Genomic DNA, 24,565 nt, shown 5'->3' on the forward strand with positions numbered 1-24,565 from the left:
TTTTGCTTATATTTGTATTCAAAAGTATTTAATTAAATGCAAATAAAGCAGCATACGCCAAAAATAAAAATTTGTTTGGTAAATTTATCGTTAGGTAAGGGTGGATCGGAACGATCGACTGCTTTACTTTCACAAATTTTATACGATTTGGGCGTGGATGTTCATTTAATTATTCTTACAAATGAGATAAGTTATCCCTACAAAGGTAAATTACTAAACCTTGGCGTATTTAAAACGGAAAAAGATAATCTTTGGAAAAAAATAGGTCGGTTTAAAAAATTCAAAGCATATATCAAAAAGGAAAAATTTGATTTTATTATTGATAATCGTCCCAAAAATAATGCTTTACGAGAATTATATTATTTACTGTATTTGTATAAAAAACAAAATATTATAAATGTTGTAAGAAGTTGTTTTATTGATAATTATATTCCTTCAAGTTCAAAAACAGTACAACAAATTATATTTAAAAGAACAAAATGTTTTGTAGGTGTTTCAGAAGAGATTACAAATAAAATAAAAGAAAGATATAAGATAGATAATGTTGTTACTATTTACAACCCTATTGATGAAGTTAATATAACAAATAATGATATTTTAAATAAAACAGAAAGGTATATTGTTTTTTTAGGAAGAATTGATGATAATGTTAAAAATATTACTCTTTTATTAAACGCTTATAAAAAATCAAGAGTACCTTTAGCAGGTATAAAATTAAAAATTATAGGAAGCGGACCAGACGAAACAATCATTGCTAAAAAAATTCAAACCTTAGGCTTGTCTGAACATATAATACGAATAGATTTTACGCCGAATGTTGAGGAATATCTGTCTCAAGCTTTATTTTTGGTATTGACAAGCAGATATGAAGGATTTCCCAGAGCTTTAATTGAATCTTTATCGATAGGTACTCCTGTTGTTTCGGTAAATTGCTCAAGCGGACCGGCAGAAATTATCCAAAATGAAATCAATGGTTTATTAGTTGAAAATAATAATATATATGCCCTGACAGAAGCAATGAACCGTATGGTTGATGATGATGTTTTATATAATCGTTGTAAAACTAATGCTCAATCTTCTGTGCAAAAGTTCTCCAAAAAAATCATTGCTGAGAAATGGGAAAAACTTATAAAAGAACTTACCTAAAAGCAGTGAGGTAAATATTCTTTTTAATTAAAAAAGTGTGTGCTTTTTTAAGCAATTTCACCAAAAATGCCGGACTTTTTAATAAAAATCGTTGTTTTCTTGTCAGCGACGATGGATGAATATCTTTTTTTATAAGTCTCAATAAATCATCATCGTTATAATATTTACACTGAATAGCAATGGCGTATCGGTTAATGTCTAAAAATTGTTTAAACCCAGGAAGTTTATCGTCATTATTTTTATAACGATTCAAAAACTGATACTTTACTTCTCTGATATGTTTTTTTGAAAGACTTGCGGGAACCGTTTTGTCATAGCAAGCTGTGTAAGCAGGGTTGAATACAATTGTTTTGTTCAAACCAAATTTTATCCATAAATCAATATCCTGACCTGATGGTATTTTGGTGTCAAATCCACCCAAATCCCAAAAGTCACTTTTGTTAAATGCCACTGCCGAGGTCCATGCAAGAGGGTGAATAATACTGGCGCTAAAATAATCTTTTACAATTTGTATATCACGTAAATTTTGGAGATTATAAGTAGCATTGTGTGTGAAGTTTTGTTGCAATTTAAGTTGGTACGCATTACAAAAAAGAGCTCCGTTAGGATAGGTACTGATGCTTTTATGTAATTCTTCTAAATGATTTCTTTGCCAAACATCATCCGCATCTAATAAAGCGATATAGTTACTTTCTGAAAGCTCAATTCCTTTATTTCTTGCTGTGGATGGTCCGGAATTTTGTTGTTGATATATCTTAATGCGGTGATCATTAAAACTTTGTGCAATGGCAAAGCTGTTGTCGGTTGAACCGTCATCTACAATAACAATCTCAAAATCTTGAAAACTTTGCTGTAAAACATTTTCAATTGTATTGGCAATAAAGTTTTCTTTATTATATAACGGAATAACAACAGAAAAAAAAGGCATCTTTTAGTGTTTATAATGTTCAAAAATACGCTGAAAAACAGTATCGGCAGCAATTAATTTTTTATCTGTAATAAAACCTTCAACTACTTGTTTGGTGAAAAATTGATGTAAAAAATCAATAATTTTATTTTGATCAGGCTGATAATTTAGGACCTCTTTTAGTAATTCTTTTAACTCATTTCGATTGTTCATTTTTAAACAGATTTCACTATTATCATAATAAGAATTTGCCAAAACCAATACGTTTTTGTTGTGTGAAATAGCCTCTAAACCAACTGTAGAATTATTGATAATAACAGCATCTGCAGCATTTAGAACATCAGTAAAATTTTTACTGCTATCTACATAAATATTTTCATGACTGACTATATATTGATAAAAGTTGTCTTCATATTTTCCTGAATAAACAGGATGTTCCCGCACAATTAAAATACTGTTTTTGGGCAGATTTTGATGAACATCACGCAGAATATCAAAATGATTATTGTAATGTGGGCTGTGATGCGTTATATTTACATCATAAGGCACCTGACAAATTAATAAATAAACATTTTTGTTAGGATGTTCGGTTGCTTTAAATATTTTTTTAGCAATTTGTTTACTGGAATTCTTAAATAACGGATGATCAATTTTTAAATCAGGCGGAAAAAATAAGGTTTTCTTCAACAATAATTCTAACAAATAATCTAAGCCTCTGTAAACAGGAGAACGATGATATTTTTTATGTTTGCTACGGTTTAAAAAAGCGGTTACTTTATCTTTTTTGTTTTTATTGTATGCAGAATTGGGTTTGTAACCTCTAATATTTGCATTGGCATTTACTCCATTTGTATCGATAAAAGTTGTAGCAAACGGACCTTGTTCTAAAAAATAAACCGGAATATTATTTTTAAATGCAATTTTTTTTGCGATTTCAAAAGGCAAACGTAAATCACCAATCATAAGTAAAACATCAATATTTTGAAGCTTTTTCTCAAATAGGTCAATATAAGCCATTGCTTGCCATTTTAAATGATTGGTAGCCTGTTGGTTTAAAAATAATTCATCAATATTAAAACCTTTGTAAATAGTATTTTTATACAGATGATTTTGGTAATAGCGATGATGCTTCCAAGCTTTAATCCATGCATTTATATTTATCCATTTACAAGATTGCCAACGAATAAAACCATACAAAAAACCACTAAAATAAGTACTTTCTATAGTTAATTTTGAAAGACGGTTTTGTTGTTTTAATTTCTTTTTTATCTGAAGAAAAAAACGCGAAAACTTATCGTAATATCCAATACAAAGTACATTCATACCATTTTTGGTTTTTACACCGTTTTTTGAACTACTTCAAAAACTTTTCCTTCATCGCATTTTAATGTTTTTGCAGGATATTTCAACAATAACGCATAATCATGAGTAGCCATTAAAATGGTTCTGCCATTTTCATTGATTTTTTGTAACACTTCCATCACTTCCACACTAGTTTGCGGATCTAAATTTCCGGTTGGTTCATCAGCTAAAATTAACTCCGGATCATTTAACAATGCACGTGCGATAGCTACCCGTTGTTGTTCGCCACCTGAAATCTGATGAGGCATTTTGTTAAGGTGTTGCAACATTCCCACACGGTTTAGAACATCTTCTATGCGGTTGTTCATCTCTGTTTCATTAGTCCATCCGGTAGCTTTTAAAACAAAAAGTAGGTTTTTATGTACATTTCTGTCAGGTAATAATTTAAAATCCTGAAAAACAATACCTAACTTTCTTCTTAAAAAAGGAATATCGCTTTCTTTTAATGTGCGTAAATCATAGTCAACAATTATACCTTCGCCTTGTTTTAATTGTAAATCGGCATAAAGTGTTTTCATTAAACTACTTTTTCCTGAACCTGTTTTCCCAATTAAATAAATAAAATCACCTTTTTGAACATCAATGTTTACATCGGTTAAAATAGGTTCTGATTCTTGATATATTGTTGCGTTATGGAGTTTTAATATAGATGCTGACATGATTTTTTTTGTAAAAATATCAAAAGTTATCCTTTAATAAAAATACATTATAAAAAAGGTTGGAATTTATTTTGGTGTTTTAGAATTATCTATAAAAATAAAGTGTTTATATTGCAATCTATATGGATTGTTTTCTTCTTTAAAAATAAAAAATAATCAATGCTCTAAAGGTTAAAATCTTTTTCAGTAAATTAGCTACTATGAACTTTTTGGCACACATTTATCTTTCGGGTACCAATCCACGCATACAAATCGGGAATTTTATGGGTGATGGCATTCGTGGAAAAGATTACAAACATTATCATACCGATATACAAACAGGCGTGTTACTGCATCGGTCTATTGATAGTTTTACCGATTTTCATCCCGTTTTCCGTCAGTCAAAATACCGTCTGGTTCCAAAATACAATCATTTTTCAGGAATTATTGTCGATATGTTTTATGACCATTTTTTGGCAAAAGAATGGCATTTATATCATCACCATCAACTAGAGGATTTTGCAGCAGATTTCTATCAGAATTTAGAAAAATATAAAGACGAGCTAAACATCAAAACCCGAGAATTATTGCCGTATATAACCCAACAAAACTGGTTGGTTCGGTATGCTAATTTGACCGATTTACAACAAATCTTAAAACAAATGGATTATAGGTTTTCGATAAAATCTAATATGCACGAAGCTGTTGAAGATTTGTATGAACATTACGAGGCGTTTCAACGGGAATTTCATTTGTTTTTTAAAGATTTAATGGTGCACGCCGAAACCGAAAAAAAACGTATCGAAAAAGAGCTGAAAAAATGATTGGTTTTAAAATTTAGTCCATTATTTTTGCGGTATGAGTACAGCCAGAAATAACACCAAAAGATTAAAAAAGACCTTTCGCTATCTGGAGGGTATTTTGTATTTGCTTAAAACCATTATCTCTGAACGGCAATTTTTGTATGTTTCATGTGTATTGGTTGGTGTTTCATCGGCTTTGGCAGTAATTCTTTTAAAAACTTTTGCACATTCTGTTTTTCAGTTTGCAACCTATGTTGATACACTTCTAAAACTACCTTTTTCTAACAGTATTTTACCAATAATAGGTATTTTACTTACGGTTTTTGTAATTAAGAAATTTTTAGATGGATCCATAGAAAAAGGCACCAGTCAAATTATGATTGCCGTTGCCAAACGTTCGGGATTTATGCCTCGAAAACAGATGTTTGCACAAATAATTACGAGTTCATTAACTGTGGGTATGGGCGGATCTGCAGGTTTAGAATCGCCAATTACCATAACTGGTGCTGCGTTTGGTTCTAATTTTGCACAAAATTTTCGTTTTAATTATAAAGACCGCACCTTATTACTTGCTTGTGGCGTGGCATCTGGTATTGCAGCGGCTTTTAACGCGCCCATTGCAGGTGTGTTGTTTGCTATCGAGGTTATTCTGGCAGATATGAGCGTTACGGCGTTTATCCCTTTAATGATTTCGTCGGCAACCGGAGCCATTGTATCAGGTGTTGTTTTGAAAGAAAGCGTGCTTTTAAACTTTAAAAGTAATTTTACTTTTGATTATTCTAACATTATTTATTACGTTTTAGTGGGAATTGCAGCTGGTTTTTTCTCTATCTATCACGCAAGGATGTTTCGGAAAATAGAACATTTTACCTCGCATCTTCCTTATAAAATCTACAAAAAGGCATTTGTTGGAGCGGGAATGCTTGCTGTTTTAATTTTTCTTTTTCCTACACTTTTTGGTGAAGGATACGAAAGTATTAAATCGTTGGCAAATAACGATGCTGCTACAATTCTTGAAAACTCATTGTTAGAAAAATTTAATCAGAATCCGTGGATTGTACTGATTTTTGTTGGACTAACCGCTTTTATAAAAAGTATTGCAACCGGCTTAACGCTGGGATCAGGCGGAAATGGCGGAAATTTTGCACCTTCGCTTTTTGTAGGATCTTATTTAGGATACGTAATCGCTAAATTCATTGAATTGATAGGATTAAAAAAGTTGCCTATCGAAAATTTTACCGTTGTGGGGATGGCAGCTGTGTTAAGTGGCTTGTTTCATTCGCCTTTAACGGCTATTTTCCTTATTGCCGAAATTACCGGAGGTTACGGTTTAATGGTTCCTTTACTTATTGTTTCTTCGATAAGTTTTGCTATTTCAAAACGATACGACAATTATTCGATGGATATTTTCACCATTGCCGATAAAGGTCTGGTTTTCACCTCTGATAAAGACAAAAACATCCTTAATAAGATCGAATTGCATACCATTTACAACAATTCTATTGAATCTGTAACAGTAGAAAATTCTATGTACGATGTTAAAAATCTGTTTCTAACAACTGATCAAACGTTTATTCCTGTTGTTAATGAAGATCGAAGTATTTTAGGAATCATTTATTTTAAAGAAGTCCGCGATATATTGTTCAATCACTATAAGTTAAACACCACTTTAATCGCAAATGAAATGAAACCTGCGCTATCGGTTTCGCTTTCAGAAAATACAGGAAACGTAGTCCAGCTAATGGACGAAAATCATTTAACAGAACTTTTAGTAACTCAACACGACAAATTAATTGGATTTGTTACCAAAGTGAAAATTTTAGAAGTGTATCGCGAGAATTTAAAGAATTTAAGGATTGAGTAAATAATCATACTATAAATTATTTTACCAAACCTTTAAGCTCTTAAAAACAAAGCAATTCGTATATTTGCACTTTGAATTTTTCTATGCAAAAAACCGATGATAACATACAGGTTCTGGGTGCACGCGTTCACAACCTAAAAAATATAGACGTTACCATTCCGCGTGAAAAACTGGTGGTTATTACCGGTTTGTCAGGCTCGGGTAAATCGTCTTTGGCGTTTGATACCATTTATGCTGAAGGACAGCGTCGCTATATTGAAACATTTGCTTCCTATGCCCGTCAGTTTTTGGGTGGTTTGGAGCGTCCCGATGTTGATAAAATAGACGGACTTTCTCCGGTAATTGCTATTGAACAGAAAACGGTAAACAAAAATCCGAGATCTACCGTAGGAACCATTACCGAAATTTACGATTTTATCCGTTTACTTTTTGCCCGTGCTGCGGACGCTTACTCGTATGAAACCGGCGAAAAAATGGTCAGTTATTCCGATGAGCAAATTCAAGAGCTTATTACAGAAAATTATAAAGATCAACGAATTAATATCCTGTCACCTGTAATACGTTCTCGTAAAGGTCATTATCGTGAATTATTTGAACAAATTATTAAGCAAGGGTTTGTGAAAGTTCGGGTTGATGGAGAGATCCGTGATTTGGTTTCAGGTATGAAATTAGATCGTTATAAAACGCATGATATTGAAATTGTCATTGATCGTTTGGCGATAGACGGCAATGAAGAAACACAAAAACGATTAGCAGAAAGCATTAAAACAGCAATGTATCACGGTGAAGATATTCTAATGGTCATTCCGCACGACAACGATACACCACGTTTTTTTAGTCGTCATTTAATGTGTCCGGGATCAGGAATTTCTTACCCTATTCCCGAACCCAACAGTTTTTCGTTTAACTCGCCAAAAGGAGCTTGTCCGGTGTGTAACGGCTTAGGTACCATCAATGAAATCAATCTTAAAAAAATCATTCCAAATAACGAATTATCCATAAAATCGGGTGGTATTGTTCCCATTGGTGAGCAAAAAAGTACCTGGATTTTTAAACAGCTGGAAATCATTGCGCAACGATACCATTTTAAACTGACAGATGCCATAAAAGATATTCCTGACGATGCGATGGAAATGATTTTAAACGGTGGAAAAGACAGTTTTTCGGTAGCTTCTAAAGTTTTAGGAATTACCAAAGAGTATAAAATTGATTTTGAAGGAATATCGAATTTTATCAAAAATCAATACAACGATGCACCTACATCTGCTATTAAACGCTGGGCATCTGATTTCATGGATGAAATCGTTTGTCCTGAATGTAATGGCTCCCGTTTGCGTAAGGAATCATTGTATTTTAAAATTAATGATAAAAATATTTCCGACCTTGCTTTGATGGATTTAGACCAGTTGAGCGATTGGTTTAATGATTTAAGTAATCATTTAAGTGTTAAACAAAAAACAATTGCAAACGAGATAATTAAAGAAATTTCAACTCGCTTGTCCTTTCTGTTAGACGTGGGCTTAAATTACCTTACTTTAAACCGTTCGTCCAGAACCTTGTCGGGTGGTGAAGCGCAACGCATTCGATTGGCAACACAGATAGGGTCGCAATTGGTTGGCGTATTGTATATTTTAGATGAACCAAGTATAGGATTACATCAGCGAGACAATGAAAAATTGATTCGTTCTTTAAAGCAGTTGCGCGATGTAGGTAATTCTGTTTTAGTGGTTGAACACGATAAAGACATGATTGAAGAAGCCGATTATGTAATTGACATCGGTCCGGAAGCAGGTGCCAACGGAGGACAAATTATTAGTGCCTCTACACCAAAAGAATTATTGAAGAGCAATACCATTACAGCAAAATATTTAAACGGTCAATTAGAAATTCCGGTACCTGAAGAACGACGCAAAGGCAATGGAAAATTATTAAAACTAACCGGTGCAAAAGGTAATAACCTTAAAAATGTTTCGGCAGAATTTCCTTTAGGAACGTTGATTTGTGTGACGGGCGTATCGGGTTCGGGCAAATCTAGCTTGATTAATGAAACATTGTATCCCATTCTCAATACTCATTTTTTCCACGCTGTAAAAGTTCCGCAGCCTTACAATAAAATTATAGGTTTAGAACACATTGATAAAGTCATAGGTATTGATCAAAGCCCGATTGGACGTACACCGAGATCAAACCCGGCAACATATACCGAAGTTTTTTCAGAAATAAGAACCTTATTTACCAAAACACCTGAGGCAAGTATTCGTGGTTACAAACCCGGCCGTTTCAGTTTTAACGTGAAAGGTGGTCGTTGTGAAACCTGCGAAGGATCGGGTTTAAGAACAATAGAAATGGGCTTTTTGCCAGATGTTTATGTGGAATGTGAAACCTGTCAGGGTAAGCGTTTTAATAGGGAAACGCTTGAAATTCGCTACAAAGGAAAATCAATTGCAGATATTTTAGATATGACGATTGACGAAAGTGTACCATTTTTTGAAAACATCCCTAAAATTTACCGTAAATTAAAAACCATTCAAGATGTTGGCTTAGGTTATTTAACATTGGGTCAGCAAAGTACAACGCTATCGGGCGGAGAAGCACAACGTATAAAACTGGCAACCGAATTATCTAAAAAAGATACCGGAAATACCTTTTATATATTAGACGAACCTACAACCGGACTTCATTTTGAAGATATAAGGGTATTGATGGAAGTGTTGCAAAAATTGGTTGATAAAGGAAACACGGTGTTAATCATCGAACACAATCTTGATGTGATAAAAATGGCTGATTATATCATTGATATTGGTCCTGAAGGCGGAAAAGGCGGAGGAGAAATAGTCGCAAAAGGAACACCCGAACAAGTTGCTAAAAGTAAAAAGAGCCATACGGCACGTTTTTTGAAAAATGAATTAAATTAGTAGAAAAATCAACTTTCATTTCAAAGTTGAATAATAAAAATATCATGCAATCAGAAAATAAAACAGAAAATATGGAGGAGAATTTATCAGAAGAAGATATCAGAATAAAAGAAAGTTTTACACAAAAATCGTGGAACGAAATAAAATCAAACGATTCGTGGGCAATTTTTAAAGTGATGTCTGAATTTGTCAATGGATATGAAAAAATGGGACGTATTGGTCCGTGTGTTTCTATTTTTGGATCGGCTCGTACAAAAAGCGACAATCCGTATTATAAACTGGCAGAAGAGATTGCGTTTAAGATAAGCAAATCTGGTTACGGTGTGATTTCTGGTGGCGGTCCCGGAATTATGGAAGCAGCTAATAAAGGCGCACATTTAGGTGGTGGAGCATCGGTAGGACTAAATATCGATTTGCCTTTTGAACAGCATTTTAATCCGTACATTGATCACGATAAAAACCTGCAGTTCGATTATTTCTTTGTCCGCAAGGTAATGTTTGTAAAATATTCGCAAGGATTTGTAGTAATGCCCGGCGGTTTTGGAACTTTAGATGAGATGTTTGAAGCAATCACGCTTATTCAAACCAGAAAGATAGGGAAATTTCCAATTATTTTAGTAGGAAGCGAATTTTGGTCAGGCTTGTTTGAATGGATCAAAACCGTTTTATTGGAAAAATATTTCAACGCCTCACCTGAAGATATGAATTTGATTAAAATTGTTGATACAGCAGATGAAGTGGTAGCAATAATTGACAGTTTCTATAAAAAATACAATTTAAGTCCGAATTTCTAATGCGTTAAATCTGTTTTGGGTTACATCCAAAAGTTTAACAGTTAAAAATATTTTTTTTCTACCAATGAATAGAAAAGAATTAAAACAGCAAGTGTTAACGGCTTTAAAATGCCAGATAGTTAATATACAAAATCAAATTGCAGCTTTGGCAGAAGATGCACAAAACGATGCCAAAAGTTCCGCAGGCGATAAGCATGAAACCGGATTAGCAATGATGCATTTAGAACAGGAAAAACTCAATAACAAGCTAAGTCAACTGTTACAGTTAGAACAATTCGCAAAACAATTGCCAGAAGAAAAAACGATAAACAAGGTTACTTTAGGATCTGTGGTGAAAACCAACCATGCGGTATTTTATATCAGCATACCCATACAATCGTTTGTATATCAAAATGAAACCGTTATTTGTGTATCTGCACAAGCACCTTTAATTCAAAAAATATTAAACAAGGAAATCCATTCAGAAATCAACTGTAATAATTTAACCTATAAAATCCTTGAAATTTTTTAGTTTCCACTCTTTTAAGTGTTGATAACTTCAAAAGGAATAAAAGCGTTTAAATATCAAAAATTCATTAAAATTTCGTATATTTGTAGTTTAGTTATTATTTAGTACACATATTATTATGAGTGAAGAAATAAAGAAAAATTCGTATTCTGCCGACAGTATTCAGGCATTGGAGGGAATGGAGCATGTTCGGATGCGTCCGTCAATGTATATTGGTGATGTAGGCGTTCGCGGATTGCACCATTTGGTTTACGAAGTTGTTGATAACTCAATCGATGAAGCTTTAGCAGGCTATTGCGATTCTATTCAGGTAATCATAAATCAGGATAATTCTATTACCGTTCAGGACAATGGTCGTGGTATTCCGGTAGGCATTCATAAAAAAGAAGGTGTATCGGCATTAGAAGTGGTAATGACCAAAATTGGTGCCGGTGGTAAATTCGATAAAGATTCTTATAAAGTTTCCGGTGGTTTACACGGAGTGGGTGTATCTTGTGTAAACGCGCTTTCTGACCATTTACGTGCCGAAGTTCACAACGAAGGTAAAATTTGGGAACAGGAATATGAGCGAGGTAAAGCAATGTACCCGGTTCGCAGCATTGGTGAAACAAATGTAACCGGAACCAAGGTAACTTTTAAGCCAGATGCTTCTATTTTTACGCAAACATTAGAATATTCTTACGATACCTTGGCGGCTCGTTTACGTGAATTATCGTTTTTAAATAAAGGAATTACCATAACATTGACCGATTTGCGTAACATTGACGAAAACGGTCAGGCAAAATCTGAAACTTTTCATTCTACCGAAGGTTTAAAAGAGTATGTTCGCTTTTTAGACGGAAACCGTGTGCCGATTATCAGCCATGTAATTAGTATGGAGAATGAAAAAAGTGAAATTCCCGTAGAGGTGGCGTTGATTTATAACGATAGCTATTCAGAAAACATCTATTCATACGTTAATAATATCAATACCCACGAAGGAGGTACACATTTACAGGGATTCCGTATGGGATTGACCCGTACACTGAAAAAATATGCCGATGCTTCGGGCTTGTTAGATAAACTGAAATTTGAAATTACCGGTGATGATTTCCGTGAAGGTTTAACAGCAATTATTTCTGTTAAAGTAATGGAACCTCAGTTCGAAGGGCAGACCAAAACCAAATTAGGAAACCGTGAAGTGGTATCGCCCGTATCACAAGCGGTTGCTGATATGTTGGAGGCTTATCTGGAAGAAAATCCGACTGATGCAAAAACCATTGTTCAAAAGGTTATTTTAGCAGCACAGGCACGTCACGCTGCAAAAAAAGCTCGTGAAATGGTACAACGTAAAACAGTTATGAGCGGTGGCGGTTTACCGGGGAAATTATCAGATTGTTCAGAACAGGATCCTGAAAAATGTGAAATTTTCTTTGTTGAGGGAGATTCTGCAGGTGGAACCGCAAAACAAGGTCGTGACCGTAACTTTCAGGCAATTATGCCATTACGTGGTAAAATATTGAATGTTGAAAAAGCAATGGGACACAAAGTTTTTGAAAACGAAGAAATTCGCAATATTTTTACAGCTTTGGGGGTAACCATTGGAACAGAAGAGGACAGTAAGGCGTTGAACTTATCAAAACTGCGTTATCACAAAGTGGTAATTATGTGTGATGCCGATGTTGACGGTAGCCACATTGCTACATTAATTTTAACATTCTTCTTTAGATATATGCGTGAACTCATTGAAAAAGGATACGTATATATCGCAACCCCACCATTATATATGGTTAAAAAAGGTACTAAGAAGCAATATGCGTGGACTGATGAAGAACGTATTGAGCTAATGGAGCAAATGGGGCAGGGGTCATCTGTTCAACGATACAAAGGTCTTGGGGAAATGAACGCAGAGCAGTTGTGGGAAACCACAATGAATCCTGAACACAGAACACTTCGTCAAATCACTGTAGATAATATGGCAGAAGCAGATCGTGTATTCTCTATGTTAATGGGTGACGAAGTACCTCCACGAAGAGAATTTATCGAGAAAAATGCAGTTTATGCAAAAATTGACGCTTAAAAATACTAGAAAAACCGACAATTTGTCGGTTTTTTATTTGCAACAATTGTTAACAAATACCTAAAAAGATGTTCAAATAAACATCTTTTTTTATTGTTAAATCTTTTGTGAAGTTATATATTTGTCCGTTTTATAACATTTTTTCGTTTTTAAGACGCAAAAAAGTATCAAACAAAATCATTTAAAAACTATTAATTTTTTAAAAATGCAGAATAAAGGACTCGTTAAGTTTATTGCGATTATTTTTGCGTTGGTAAGTATTTACCAATTGTCCTTTACGTTTGTAACGGATCATTACGAGAAAAAAGCAAAAGAATTTGCTAAAGGTGATTTAACCAAAGAAGCTCGTTATTTAGATTCAATTGCAAACGAAAAGGTTTATTTAGGTCAAACTTTTGCTGAAGTACGTTCTAAAGAGGTACAAAAAGGGTTGGATCTTGAAGGAGGTATCAACGTGATGCTTCAAATTTCTGTTAAAGACATTTTAAAAGGATTGGCAAACAATTCTAAAAATGCGGTGTTCAATCAAGCTTTAGTTGAAGCTGAAAAGAACCGGGAAGGTAATCAATCGTATTTAGAATCGTTTTATGTTACTTTCGATAAATTGTCTAAAGGCAGCGTAAAATTATCTTCTTCAGAAATTTTTGCAAACAGAAACTTACAAGAGGTAAACACTTCAATGACAGATGCACAGGTAAAAACTATTTTAAATAAAAAAGTTGCCGAATCTGTAGAGAGTGCTTTCCGTGTAATTAGTGAACGTATCGACAAATTTGGTGTAGCATCGCCAACTATTCAAAAAGTAGGTGAGTCGGGTAGAATTTTGGTAGAATTACCTGGTGCTAAAGACATTGACCGTATCAAAAACTTATTACAATCAACTGCTCAGTTAGAATTTTGGGAAACTTTTAAAGGTGAAGAAGTCGGACAGTTTTTAATGGCTGCCAATAATGTTTTAAAAGAGAGAAAAACAAAACAACCAGAGGTTTCAAAAGATACGCTTAAAGAACAAAAAGCAGAAACAGATGTTGATAAATTATTAACTGGTGTTTCTAAAGATACCACTGCAAATGCACAACAAGATTTAGGACCAATTGTTTCTTTAATCAAAGCTCCGGGCTATCAGGGATCGCCGATTATTGCCTTTTTTGCAACAAAAGATACGGCACAAATTAATTCGTATTTGAAAGATCCACAGGTTCGCAGTTTGTTAAACGGAGATTTACGCTATGTGAAATTTGCCTGGGGTAAAGCTAAAAAAGATGCAAACATTGTAGAATTATATGCTTTAAGAGGTAACGCGCAAAACGTTCCGCCTTTATCAGGAGCAGTTATTACTGAGGCAAGACAAGATTATGATAATCTTAACAAAGCAGTAGTTTCAATGCAAATGAATCCTAACGGAGCTAAAATATGGGAGGATTTAACTAGAAAAGCAAACGCTCAACAATCAAATATTGCAATTGTTTTAGATAATATTGTTTATTCTGCACCTGGGGTAACTCAACAAGGTGGTATTGCAGGAGGAAGCTCAAGTATTTCAGGTGATTTTACCGTTCAAGAAGCCAAAGATTTAGCAAATATCTTAAAAGCGGGTAAATTACCGGCTTCGGCTGATATTGTTTCTTCAGAAGTTATTGGACCATCATTAGGTCAGGCTGCAATTGATGCCGGATTACTTTCATCTGTTGTAGGGTTAATCTTAGTAGCTGCCTGGATGGTTTTCTATTACGGAAAAGCAGGTTGGTATGCGAACATTGCTTTAATGGTAAACTTATTGTTCTTATTCGGAATATTAACAAGTTTAGGTGCTGTATTAACATTACCTGGTATTGCCGGTATCGTTTTAACAATGGGTACGGCGGTTGATGCGAATATCATTATTTACGAACGGGCAAAAGAAGAATTGCGTCATGGTAAAACATTAAAAGAAGCCATTACTTCGTCATATAGCTGGCACGGAGCAATGCGTGCTATTGTAGATGCAAACGTAACACATATCTTAACAGGTATTATCTTATTCATTTTTGGTATCGGACCAATTAAAGGATTTGCGACTACTTTGTTAATTGGTATTTTTACATCGTTATTTACCTCTATTTTCATTGCACGTATCTTCCTGGACAAAGATGCAGCCGCAGGAAGAATTGTAAATTTCTGTACATCAATTACTAAAAACTGGTTTACAAACTTCCATTTCGATTTCTTAAAAATGAAAAAAGTAACTTATGTAATTTCTGCACTTGTAGTTATTGTCAGTTGTGTTTCATTTGCAGTAAACGGATTAGACGAAGGGGTAGATTTTGTAGGTGGACGTACATTCCAGGTTAAGTTTGAAAAACCGGTTGATCCTTCAAAAATTGGTGAGGATTTATCGGCTACATTTGGTGTTACCGTAGAAGCAAAACAGTTTGGTAGTGCAAATCAAATGCGTATTATCACTAAATATAAAGTTGATGAAGAGTCTGCAAAAGTTGATCAGGAAGTAAACGAATTATTATATAAAGGTTTAAAGAAATACTACACTGGCAACATGACTTATGATGATTTCATTAAAACATCAGAGACTAAAACATTAGGCGTTGTTTCTGCCTCTAAAGTAAGTGCTACGGTTTCTGAAGACATTAAAACAGACTCGGTTTATGCAGTAGTGGGATCTATGATCGTTGTGTTTATTTACTTAATGGTATCGTTCCGCAAATGGCAATATTCATTAGGAGCTGTTGCAGCAGTAGTTCACGATGTAATCTTTGTATTGGGAACTTATTCATTACTATATAAGTTTATGCCGTTCCACATGGAAATGGACCAACACTTTATTGCGGCAATTTTAACGGTAATTGGATATTCAATGAACGATACCGTAATTGTATTTGACCGTGTACGGGAATTCCTTTTAGGAAAAACAAAAGGAGATTTCAACCACATTGTAAACGATTCGGTAAACACCACGTTGTCAAGAACCATCAATACATCGTTAACATTAATTTTAGTGTTATTAATCATGTTTATTTTTGGTGGAGAATCAATCCGCGGATTTGTATTTGCAATGTTGGTAGGTATTGTTGTAGGAACATACTCATCTTTATTCCTTGCAACGCCAATTTTGGTTGATACCATGCCAAGAAAAGATAAAAAAGAAATTGAAAGATTACACCGCGAAGCTCAGGAAGCAGAAGCATAGTAAAAACTGATTTCTCAAGCTAAAAACCATCCTATTGGATGGTTTTTTCTTTTACACATATACTAAAAAAGTATCAAATTAAGGCGTTTGATTTTATATAAAATTAGTTTTTCACCGAAAAAATACCTAAATTCGTAAATTATTTCAAGTCAGAATTAAAACAGTTTCTATATATTATGAGTGAAACAGCTACAAAAGAAGCGTTAACTTTCGAAGATTTTAAACAAGAAGTTTTAAACGATTATAAAACAGCACGCATTTCGCGAGAATGCAGTTTATTAGGCCGTAAAGAAGTATTAACCGGGAAAGCAAAATTCGGTATTTTCGGTGACGGAAAAGAAGTGCCGCAACTGGCAATGGCAAAAGCATTTAAAAACGGTGATTTCCGTTCAGGATATTATCGTGATCAAACCTTTATGATGGCAATCGGGGCGTTAAACATCCAACAGTTTTTTGCAGGATTGTATGGTCATCCGGATATTGAACAGGATCCAATGTCAGGTGGTCGTCAAATGGGCGGACATTTTGCAACCCACAGTTTAGATGAAAACGGCGAGTGGAAAAACCTTACACAACAAAAAAATTCAAGTTCAGATATCTCTCCAACAGCAGGTCAAATGCCTCGTTTGTTAGGTTTGGCTCAAGCATCAAAAATTTACCGCGAATTTCCGAATGCAGATAAAGATCAAAAGTTTTCTATAAACGGAAACGAGGTTGCTTGGGGAACCATTGGTAACGCATCAACTTCTGAAGGACTGTTTTTTGAAACAATCAACGCAGCTGGTGTATTGCAGGTTCCAATGGTAATGAGTGTTTGGGACGATATGTACGGAATTTCAGTTCACGCACGCCATCAAACCACCAAAGAAAATATTTCTGAAATTTTAAAAGGATTCCGGAAAGAAGAGGATACCAACGGATACGAGATTTTAACGGTTCACGGTTGGGATTATCCTGCCTTGGTCGATACCTATGCAAAAGCATCGCAGATAGCTCGTACCAGTCACATACCGGTTTTAATTCACGTAAAAGAATTAACACAACCACAAGGACATTCAACTTCTGGTTCGCATGAACGTTATAAATCACCAGAGCGTTTGCAATGGGAAAGTGAGTTTGACTGTATTGCAAAAATGCGTTCCTGGATGATTGAAAGCAGTATTGCAACAGCCGAAGAATTAGATACGCTGGATGCAGAGCTGAAAAAAGATGTTTTAAACGGTAAAAAAGCAGCTTGGGAGGCTTATTTAAATCCTATCAAAGAAGAAAGAGCATCGTTAATTGCTGTTTTAAATCAGGTAGCGTCTTCATCGGCAAATAAAGTGTTCATTGAAAAAATGATTGCTGATTTAAACGCTATTAAAGAACCTATCCGCAAAGACAACTTAACCACAGCCCGTAAAATCTTACGTATGGTTGTGGGGGAAAACGGTAAGGATCTTTTGGCAAATTGGATTAAAGATTACATCTACCAAATCCAGCCGAAATTCAGTTCGCATTTAATGTCGCAATCATCTAATAAATCAGAAAATATAACTGAAATTTTACCGGTTTATGATGAAAATTCAACAGATGTAGATGCACGATTAATCATCAGAGATAATTTTGATAAAATATTTGAAACTTATCCCGAGGCCTTAATTTTCGGAGAAGACTCTGGAAATATTGGCGATGTAAACCAAGGTTTAGAAGGCTTACAGGAAAAATACGGAGAAAGCAGAGTGGCTGATGCAGGTATTCGCGAAGCAAGTATTTTAGGTCAGGGTATTGGTATGGCAATGCGTGGTTTACGACCAATTGCTGAAATTCAATATTTAGATTATTTATTGTACGCTTTACAAATTATGAGCGATGATTTGGCTACTGTTCAGTACAGAACGGCCGGTAAACAAAAAGCACCGCTAATTGTTCGTACCCGTGGACACCGTTTAGAAGGCATTTGGCATTCAGGATCGCCAATGGGTATGATCATCAATGCCGTTCGTGGTATGCACGTATTGGTTCCAAGAAACATGACCAAAGCAGCAGGTTTTTACAATACCTTATTAAAAGCTGACGAACCGGCTTTGGTAATTGAATGTTTAAACGGTTACCGCTTAAAAGAAAAAATGCCGGCAAACATTGGCGAATTTACAACGCCAATTGGTGTAGTAGAAACCATTAAAGAAGGAACCGATTTAACTATTGTTTCTTATGGATCTACTTTGCGATTGGTAGAGCAAGCTGCAAAAGAATTGTTAGAGACTGGTATTGATGTGGAAATCATTGATGTACAATCATTATTGCCATTTGATAAAAATCACGACTGTGTAAAATCACTTCAAAAAACAAATCGTTTGTTGGTGGTAGATGAAGATGTACCGGGTGGTGCATCGGCTTATATTTTACAACAAATTGTAGATGTTCAAGAAGGATACAAATTTTTAGACAGCAAACCTGAAACATTGGCAGCAAAACCACACAGACCGGCTTACGGAACCGATGGTGATTATTTCTCTAAACCATCTGTAGAAGATGTTTTTGAAAAAGTTTATGCCATAATGAACGAGGTAAACCCAACAAAATATCCAAGTTTATACTAAACAGATAAAAGAAAATAGACGAAAGATAAAAGACTTATTGATTGTTTATTTTTTTAAAATTCTATTAAATAGTTTCTGTTATTTAAAGCATCTTATTTAGGTGCTTTTTTTTATATTTGATAAATTATAATTTACAATGAAATACAATCCGTTTAAAATAATTCTTTGGATACTGTTTTTGGTCTTTGTATTGCTAAACAGCTTGCGGTTATTCATTTACGGGTTTATAATCAGTTTTATGATTGTAATTATTGATCGTGCTTTTTTTGGAACAAGAAAAAGATCCGACCACCAGTTTTTGAATTTATTTTTTGCCTTTACCTCAATAGTTGCTTTGTTTTATACATTTTCTCCCTTTTTTAGATCATTAGAATTTAAAATTTCACATCCAAAATGGCAAAAATTAGAGGTGTTGTCTATTCAAAGAGGAGCAACCAGTAATGTTTCTACTCCGTTTAACTTTTTAGAAAAAACATATACTCCTGTAACGATAAATTATTTAGATGTTGATGGTAAGCTGCAATCAAGAAGGGAAGAAATCAAGCATTACGCCATTTTAGGATTTGAACCTTTGTTTAAAAAACAAATCATTGAAAAAGAACTCGATTATATTCATAGCCGCAGTCTTAATAAATTAATCGATAAAAAAGCGGTAAACCTTTACCAGCATCCATTTAAAAATAGTATAAAAATGTTTAAAGGCAATGATGCGTTTGCTTTGCGACATTCGATCGGGTTTCAAATTGCTTTGCTTATAACATATCTGTTATTTATTGGCTTAACCATTTATTGCGTGTTGCGCTACAAACAGTTAAAAACTGCAATAAAATCAACTAACATCAAAGAGCAAAAAAAAGCTTACATAATACTATTTATTGTAATGTGCACTTATTTAGTTTTGGCAATCACTGTTTTACATTATCTAAAGTTTTAAATAATTGTAACGAAACAGTTTGTAATCTTAATAAATTAAGCCTTTTACATTAAAAAAAAACATTAACTTTGCACCGTTAAAAAAACAAATAAAAATGGTTAAAGATTTATTTGAAAGAATTCACGATAATAAAGGTCCGTTAGGAAAATGGGCTTCTCAGGCAGAAGGTTATTTTGTATTTCCAAAATTAGAAGGAAAATTAGGACCAAGAATGCAATTTCAGGGAAAAGAAGTATTAAACTGGTCTATTAATGACTATTTAGGTTTAGCTACGCATCCCGAAGTTTTAAAAGCAGATGCTGATGCTGCCGCTGAATATGGTGCCGCTTATCCCATGGGGGCCCGTATGATGTCCGGACACACAGACTGGCACGAAAAATTACAAGATGAATTAGCAGCTTTTGTTCATAAAGAAGCAGCTTATTTATTAAACTTTGGATACCAGGGAATGGTTTCAACCATTGATGCTTTGGTAACTAAAAACGATGTGATTGTTTATGATGTTGATTCTCATGCTTGTATTATCGACGGTGTACGTTTACACATGGGTAAACGTTTTACTTATAAACACAATGATGTTGAATCATTAGAAAAAAACCTGCAACGTGCAACCAAAATGGCTAAGGAACAAAACGGTGGTATTTTGGTTATTACCGAAGGTGTTTTTGGAATGCGCGGACAACAAGGAAAAATAAAAGAAATTATTGCATTAAAAGAAAAATATAATTTCCGTTTATTGGTTGACGATGCACATGGATTTGGTACGTTAGGTAAAACTGGTGCCGGAGCAGGTGAGGAGCAAGGTTGCCAGGATGGAATTGATGTGTATTTCTCTACATTTGCAAAATCAATGGCATCTATCGGAGCGTTTATTGCAGCTGATAAAGATATTATCGATTATTTAAAATACAATTTGCGTTCGCAAATGTTTGCAAAATCATTGCCAATGATTTTAGTAAAAGGTGCGCTGAAACGTTTACAGTTGTTAAGAGAAAACCCAAGTTTAAAAGATAAATTGTGGGAAAATGTAAACCGTTTACAAAATGGTTTAAAAGATCGCGGATTTAGCATAGGGGATACCAATACTTGTGTTACGCCGGTTTATTTGGAAGGATCTATTCCTGAAGCAATGATTATGGTAAACGATTTACGTGAAAATTACGGAATCTTCTTATCAATCGTTGTATATCCGGTTATTCCAAAAGGAATCATTTTACTACGTGTAATTCCAACAGCTTCTCATACATTTGAAGACATCGATCAAACTTTGTCTGCATTTGAAGCAATCCGTAGCAAACTAACCGATGGTACATACAAAAAAATTGCTGCTGAAACCACAGTGGATATGGAGGCACAATAAAATTTAAATTTATATCATATTAAAACAAACAGCACTTTAATTAAAGTGCTGTTTGTTTTTTGTAAGATCCGTTAAAAGGAGCAAATTTTAAACTGTCATTGCATTTAAACCGTACAGAATCTTTTGGAATTTTTTCAAATAAAACGTGGGCTTCTTTTTGTGTAAAAATAACCCTTAAATTACCTTCGGTCTTATTTAATGCGGCATTTAACTGAAACCTTTTATCTAACATAGCTTTTAAATTTACGGTACAATTGCTAAGAGAATCCATCTTATTAAAATGGGTCAACAGCAAATTATAAGTATCTTTTTTGTCGTGTTTTACAACTAATTTGTTGTATAAATTTATGGTGTCGCCTGATAAGTAAACATTTTCAATGGTTTCAGGTTTAAAAGAACTCTTTTTATATAGAATATAATCAGGAGCAAAAGTTCCCTTTACTTCTTTTAAATCACTACCTACACGTAAAATAATGTTCTGATTTTTTATTTTATAGAATAACTTTTCGCGGTCAAACGTTGCGATAAACACGCTGTCTTTTCGTTTCCAGGTACCAATTCTTGTTTCGGGCAGTTCATTTCTTTCCTGATAGTAAATCGTTCTTGAAACCGTACTGTCTTTATAAATTCTCAGTGAAGTTTCAATACCTGGGCAATCAGGACAAGGAATAACCCCTTCATAGGTATTACAAAAAATAGTATCTAAAAGCGATTGTTCAATAACAACAACAGCTTTATCGTCTTTTTTGCAACTTGTAAAAAAGATAATCGCAGTTATTATGTTTAATACAAGAATATTTTTTCTCATAGTAAGTATGGATAGAAGTTATTAAGTGCTTATCAAAAATAATTCCATTTTTTAACAAATCAAAAAAATAATTGTAAAAAAGACTATTACTGTTTTAAAAATGCAAGAATTAAATTACTTTTGCATAAAGATAAACATCACAATGACACAAGGAATAATTATTTTAGATTTTGGTTCGCAGTACAATCAGTTAATTGCGCGCCGGATCCGAGAATTCGGGGTTTACACCGAAATCATCCCTTACAATACACCGATTTCTGAAATTAAAAAACATGATCCAAAAGGAATTATCTTATCAGGCGGACCTTCTTCAGTTTTTGGAGACGATGCAGCTTTGGTTGATAAAGAATTGTTTGAAATGGGTGTGCCTGTTTTAGGAATTTGCTACGGAATGCAGCTGATTTCACATCTTTTAGGCGGTGAAGTTAAGAAAGGTGTAAAAGGTGAATACGGTAAATCTGAATTAACAGTCTTAAAACAAAATAGTTTATTTAACGGTATTGCTGAAAAATCAACCGTTTGGATGAGTCATTTTGATGAAGTAATAAAAGCTCCGGAAGGATTTGTGGTTTCTGGAAAATCAAACATAGATATTGCCGCTTTGGCAAACGAAGAGCAAAAAGTTTACGCTGTTCAGTTTCATCCAGAAGTAACACATTCTGAATTTGGGTCTAAAATGTTAGAAAACTTTGTTTTTAATATTTGTAAGGCAGAGAAAAATTGGGTTTTAAAAGATTTTATCGAAACCGAAATTCAAAGAATTAAAAATGTTGTTGGCGATAAAAAAGTTATTTTAGGGCTTTCGGGCGGAGTAGATTCTTCGGTTGCAGCTGTTTTAATTCACCGCGCCATTGGCGATCAGCTAACGTGTATTTTTGTTGATACAGGTTTGTTGCGTAAAGACGAAGGCAAAAAAGTAATGGAAAATTATGGTAAGCATTTCCATATGAACATTAAAATGGTCGATGCTTCTGAACGTTTTCTTACTAATTTAAAAGGAATTGACGAACCGGAAGCAAAACGAAAATCTATCGGACGTGATTTCGTGGCGGTTTTTGATGAAGAATCTAAAAAGTTCGACGATGCTTCTTTCTTGGCACAGGGAACTATTTATCCCGATGTTATTGAATCACAATCAGTAAAAGGACCGTCGGCAACTATTAAATCACATCACAATGTAGGCGGATTGCCCGAAGATATGAAATTACAGTTGTTAGAACCATTACGTGAGTTGTTTAAAGACGAAGTCCGTAAAGTAGGGGTTGAATTAGGAATTCCAAGAGAATTAGTTTATCGTCATCCGTTCCCGGGACCAGGATTGGGAATTCGTGTATTAGGTGAAGTTGATGCTGAAAAAGTACGAATTTTACAAGAAGCCGATCAGATTTTTATCGATGAATTATATGCACACAATTTATATGATGAGGTATCACAAGCCTTCGTGGTTTTATTACCTGTAAAATCAGTAGGGGTAATGGGCGATGAACGTACGTATGAATATACGGCAGTTGTTCGTTCTGCAAATACCATTGATTTTATGACGGCAACCTGGAGTAAATTACCTTATGAGTTTTTAGAATTGGTTTCGAACCGAATCATAAACGAAGTTAAAGGTATTAACCGCGTTGCTTACGATATCAGCTCTAAACCACCGGCAACAATTGAGTGGGAATAATATTAAAACCGTTGTGAAAGCAACGGTTTTGTTTTTTTATTTCAAGTACTACACTTGAATCAGCAGGGTTTAATCCCATAGTTTAAAAGCTTTTAAAAAGAAAACGATTGATAATAAAGTGGATACATATATAGCTAATATTCGCTTAGAAACTATTGATTTATCATAGCTATCTATTTCCTCTCCTTTACTTTTCATTTTCCTTATCCACCATTTATTAAAAAAATAAATAGAGAATGAAAGTAGCAACAATAATAATCCGTACAAAAAATTATCTAATTCAAAATTATCTGATTTCATACTTTTTCTAAATTATTAGATATCCAAACCTCACAGGTTTTCAAAACCTGTGAGGTTTGGATTGGTTATCTACTCCCAAAAATACTGCTTCCAATTCGTACAATGGTACTTCCGCATTCAATGGCAATCTGGTAATCGCCACTCATTCCCATAGAAAGTTGTTGAAAATGGCAGTTTGACAATTGGTAAGGTTGTAAATAATCGAAAATATCTTTTAAAGATTGAAATTCGCTCCGTATTTTGTCGTTATTGTCTGTAAATGAAGCCATTCCCATTAATCCGACAATTTTAATGTTTTCTAATGCTTTGAATTCATCAGAATGAATCAGTTGCAACAATTCATCGTGAGCCAGTCCAAATTTTGTTTCTTCGGTGGCTATGTAAACTTGCAATAAACAAGGAATTACGCGTCGCCATTTTTTTGCCTGTTTGTTTATTTCAATCAATAATTTTAAACTGTCAACCCCGTGAATTAAATTTACATAAGGTGCCATGTATTTTACCTTGTTGGTTTGTACGTGACCAATCATGTGCCATTGAATATCTTTTGGCATTTGTTCCCATTTTTCGGTCATTTCCTGAATTTTGTTCTCGCCAAAAATACGCTGACCGGCATGGTAAGCTTCCATTAAATCTTCCACAGGCTTGGTTTTTGAAACAGCAACCAAATGGACGTTTTCAGGTAAATTGTTCTTAATACGTAATAAATTTTCGCTAATAGACATA

Annotated in this window: 18 protein-coding genes; 12 read left to right on the forward strand and 6 right to left on the reverse strand. The window is 34.2% G+C overall.

Annotated features, from left to right (window positions below):
- Positions 1-36: 36 nt before the first annotated feature.
- A complete protein-coding gene (locus BLW20_RS04185; protein WP_091096676.1) occupies positions 37-1,146 on the forward strand; it encodes a glycosyltransferase in 1,110 nt (369 codons plus the stop codon).
- On the opposite strand, the gene BLW20_RS04190 is transcribed toward BLW20_RS04185, so the two are convergent.
- From BLW20_RS04190 to BLW20_RS04200, 3 genes are read right to left on the reverse strand one after another with little or no spacing between them, the layout of a single operon-like run.
- Complete coding sequence (locus BLW20_RS04190; protein ID WP_091096678.1) at positions 1,139-2,074, reverse strand: glycosyltransferase family 2 protein; 936 nt, start codon at positions 2,072-2,074, stop codon at positions 1,139-1,141. The genes BLW20_RS04185 and BLW20_RS04190 overlap by 8 nt on opposite strands.
- A gap of 3 nt (positions 2,075-2,077) precedes the next feature.
- Positions 2,078-3,376 carry a capsular polysaccharide export protein, LipB/KpsS family gene (locus BLW20_RS04195; protein WP_091096680.1) on the reverse strand — a complete coding sequence of 433 codons (1,299 nt, stop codon included), beginning with the start codon at positions 3,374-3,376 and terminating at the stop codon, positions 2,078-2,080.
- Between the two features lie 14 nt (positions 3,377-3,390).
- Entirely contained in the window at positions 3,391-4,074 is a 684-nt protein-coding gene (locus tag BLW20_RS04200; protein WP_091096682.1) for a cell division ATP-binding protein FtsE, read from the reverse strand.
- 200 nt (positions 4,075-4,274) lie between these two features.
- Here BLW20_RS04200 and BLW20_RS04205 point away from each other — a divergent pair, with 200 nt between their 5' ends.
- From BLW20_RS04205 to BLW20_RS04250, 10 genes are all read left to right on the forward strand, one after another.
- Entirely contained in the window at positions 4,275-4,877 is a 603-nt protein-coding gene (locus tag BLW20_RS04205; RefSeq protein WP_091096684.1) for an acyl carrier protein phosphodiesterase, read from the forward strand.
- A gap of 34 nt (positions 4,878-4,911) precedes the next feature.
- Positions 4,912-6,720, forward strand: coding sequence for a chloride channel protein (locus BLW20_RS04210; protein WP_091096686.1), 1,809 nt, complete (start codon positions 4,912-4,914; stop codon positions 6,718-6,720).
- Positions 6,721-6,803: 83 nt separating this feature from the next.
- Positions 6,804-9,635 carry an excinuclease ABC subunit UvrA gene (uvrA, locus tag BLW20_RS04215; protein ID WP_091096688.1) on the forward strand — a complete coding sequence of 944 codons (2,832 nt, stop codon included), beginning with the start codon at positions 6,804-6,806 and terminating at the stop codon, positions 9,633-9,635.
- A gap of 71 nt (positions 9,636-9,706) precedes the next feature.
- Positions 9,707-10,429 carry an LOG family protein gene (locus BLW20_RS04220; protein WP_091096790.1) on the forward strand — a complete coding sequence of 241 codons (723 nt, stop codon included), beginning with the start codon at positions 9,707-9,709 and terminating at the stop codon, positions 10,427-10,429.
- A 64-nt stretch (positions 10,430-10,493) separates the two neighbouring features.
- Complete coding sequence (locus tag BLW20_RS04225; protein ID WP_091096689.1) at positions 10,494-10,940, forward strand: hypothetical protein; 447 nt, start codon at positions 10,494-10,496, stop codon at positions 10,938-10,940.
- Between the two features lie 115 nt (positions 10,941-11,055).
- Entirely contained in the window at positions 11,056-12,996 is a 1,941-nt protein-coding gene (gene gyrB / locus BLW20_RS04230; protein WP_091096691.1) for a DNA topoisomerase (ATP-hydrolyzing) subunit B, read from the forward strand.
- A gap of 205 nt (positions 12,997-13,201) precedes the next feature.
- Positions 13,202-16,180: a protein translocase subunit SecDF gene (gene secDF, locus BLW20_RS04235; RefSeq protein WP_091096693.1), complete on the forward strand. Its 2,979-nt coding sequence runs from the start codon at positions 13,202-13,204 to the stop codon at positions 16,178-16,180.
- A gap of 176 nt (positions 16,181-16,356) precedes the next feature.
- On the forward strand, positions 16,357-18,762 hold the full coding sequence (locus BLW20_RS04240) for an alpha-ketoacid dehydrogenase subunit alpha/beta (RefSeq protein ID WP_091096696.1): 2,406 nt from the start codon (positions 16,357-16,359) through the stop codon (positions 18,760-18,762).
- Positions 18,763-19,000: 238 nt separating this feature from the next.
- Positions 19,001-19,696, forward strand: a complete 696-nt coding sequence (locus BLW20_RS04245) for a hypothetical protein (RefSeq protein ID WP_143037733.1) — start codon at positions 19,001-19,003, stop codon at positions 19,694-19,696.
- A gap of 94 nt (positions 19,697-19,790) precedes the next feature.
- Complete coding sequence (locus tag BLW20_RS04250; protein WP_091096700.1) at positions 19,791-21,056, forward strand: aminotransferase class I/II-fold pyridoxal phosphate-dependent enzyme; 1,266 nt, start codon at positions 19,791-19,793, stop codon at positions 21,054-21,056.
- Between the two features lie 40 nt (positions 21,057-21,096).
- On the opposite strand, the gene BLW20_RS04255 is transcribed toward BLW20_RS04250, so the two are convergent.
- Complete coding sequence (locus BLW20_RS04255; RefSeq protein WP_091096701.1) at positions 21,097-21,864, reverse strand: copper resistance protein NlpE; 768 nt, start codon at positions 21,862-21,864, stop codon at positions 21,097-21,099.
- 142 nt (positions 21,865-22,006) lie between these two features.
- Between BLW20_RS04255 and guaA the strand changes: the two genes are divergently transcribed.
- Positions 22,007-23,539 (forward strand): glutamine-hydrolyzing GMP synthase, encoded by a 1,533-nt coding sequence (guaA, locus tag BLW20_RS04260; RefSeq protein ID WP_091096703.1) that lies wholly within the window; start codon positions 22,007-22,009, stop codon positions 23,537-23,539.
- A 69-nt stretch (positions 23,540-23,608) separates the two neighbouring features.
- Here guaA and BLW20_RS04265 read toward each other — a convergent pair whose 3' ends face one another.
- Together BLW20_RS04265 and BLW20_RS04270 are read right to left on the reverse strand one after the other, a co-directional pair.
- Entirely contained in the window at positions 23,609-23,839 is a 231-nt protein-coding gene (locus BLW20_RS04265) for a hypothetical protein (RefSeq protein WP_091096705.1), read from the reverse strand.
- 65 nt (positions 23,840-23,904) lie between these two features.
- Positions 23,905-24,564, reverse strand: a complete 660-nt coding sequence (locus tag BLW20_RS04270; protein WP_091096707.1) for a YggS family pyridoxal phosphate-dependent enzyme — start codon at positions 24,562-24,564, stop codon at positions 23,905-23,907.
- Between the last annotated feature and the right edge of the window lies 1 nt (position 24,565).

The sequence above is a fragment of the Paenimyroides marinum genome (assembly GCF_900108395.1).
Classification (GTDB): domain Bacteria; phylum Bacteroidota; class Bacteroidia; order Flavobacteriales; family Flavobacteriaceae; genus Flavobacterium; species Flavobacterium marinum.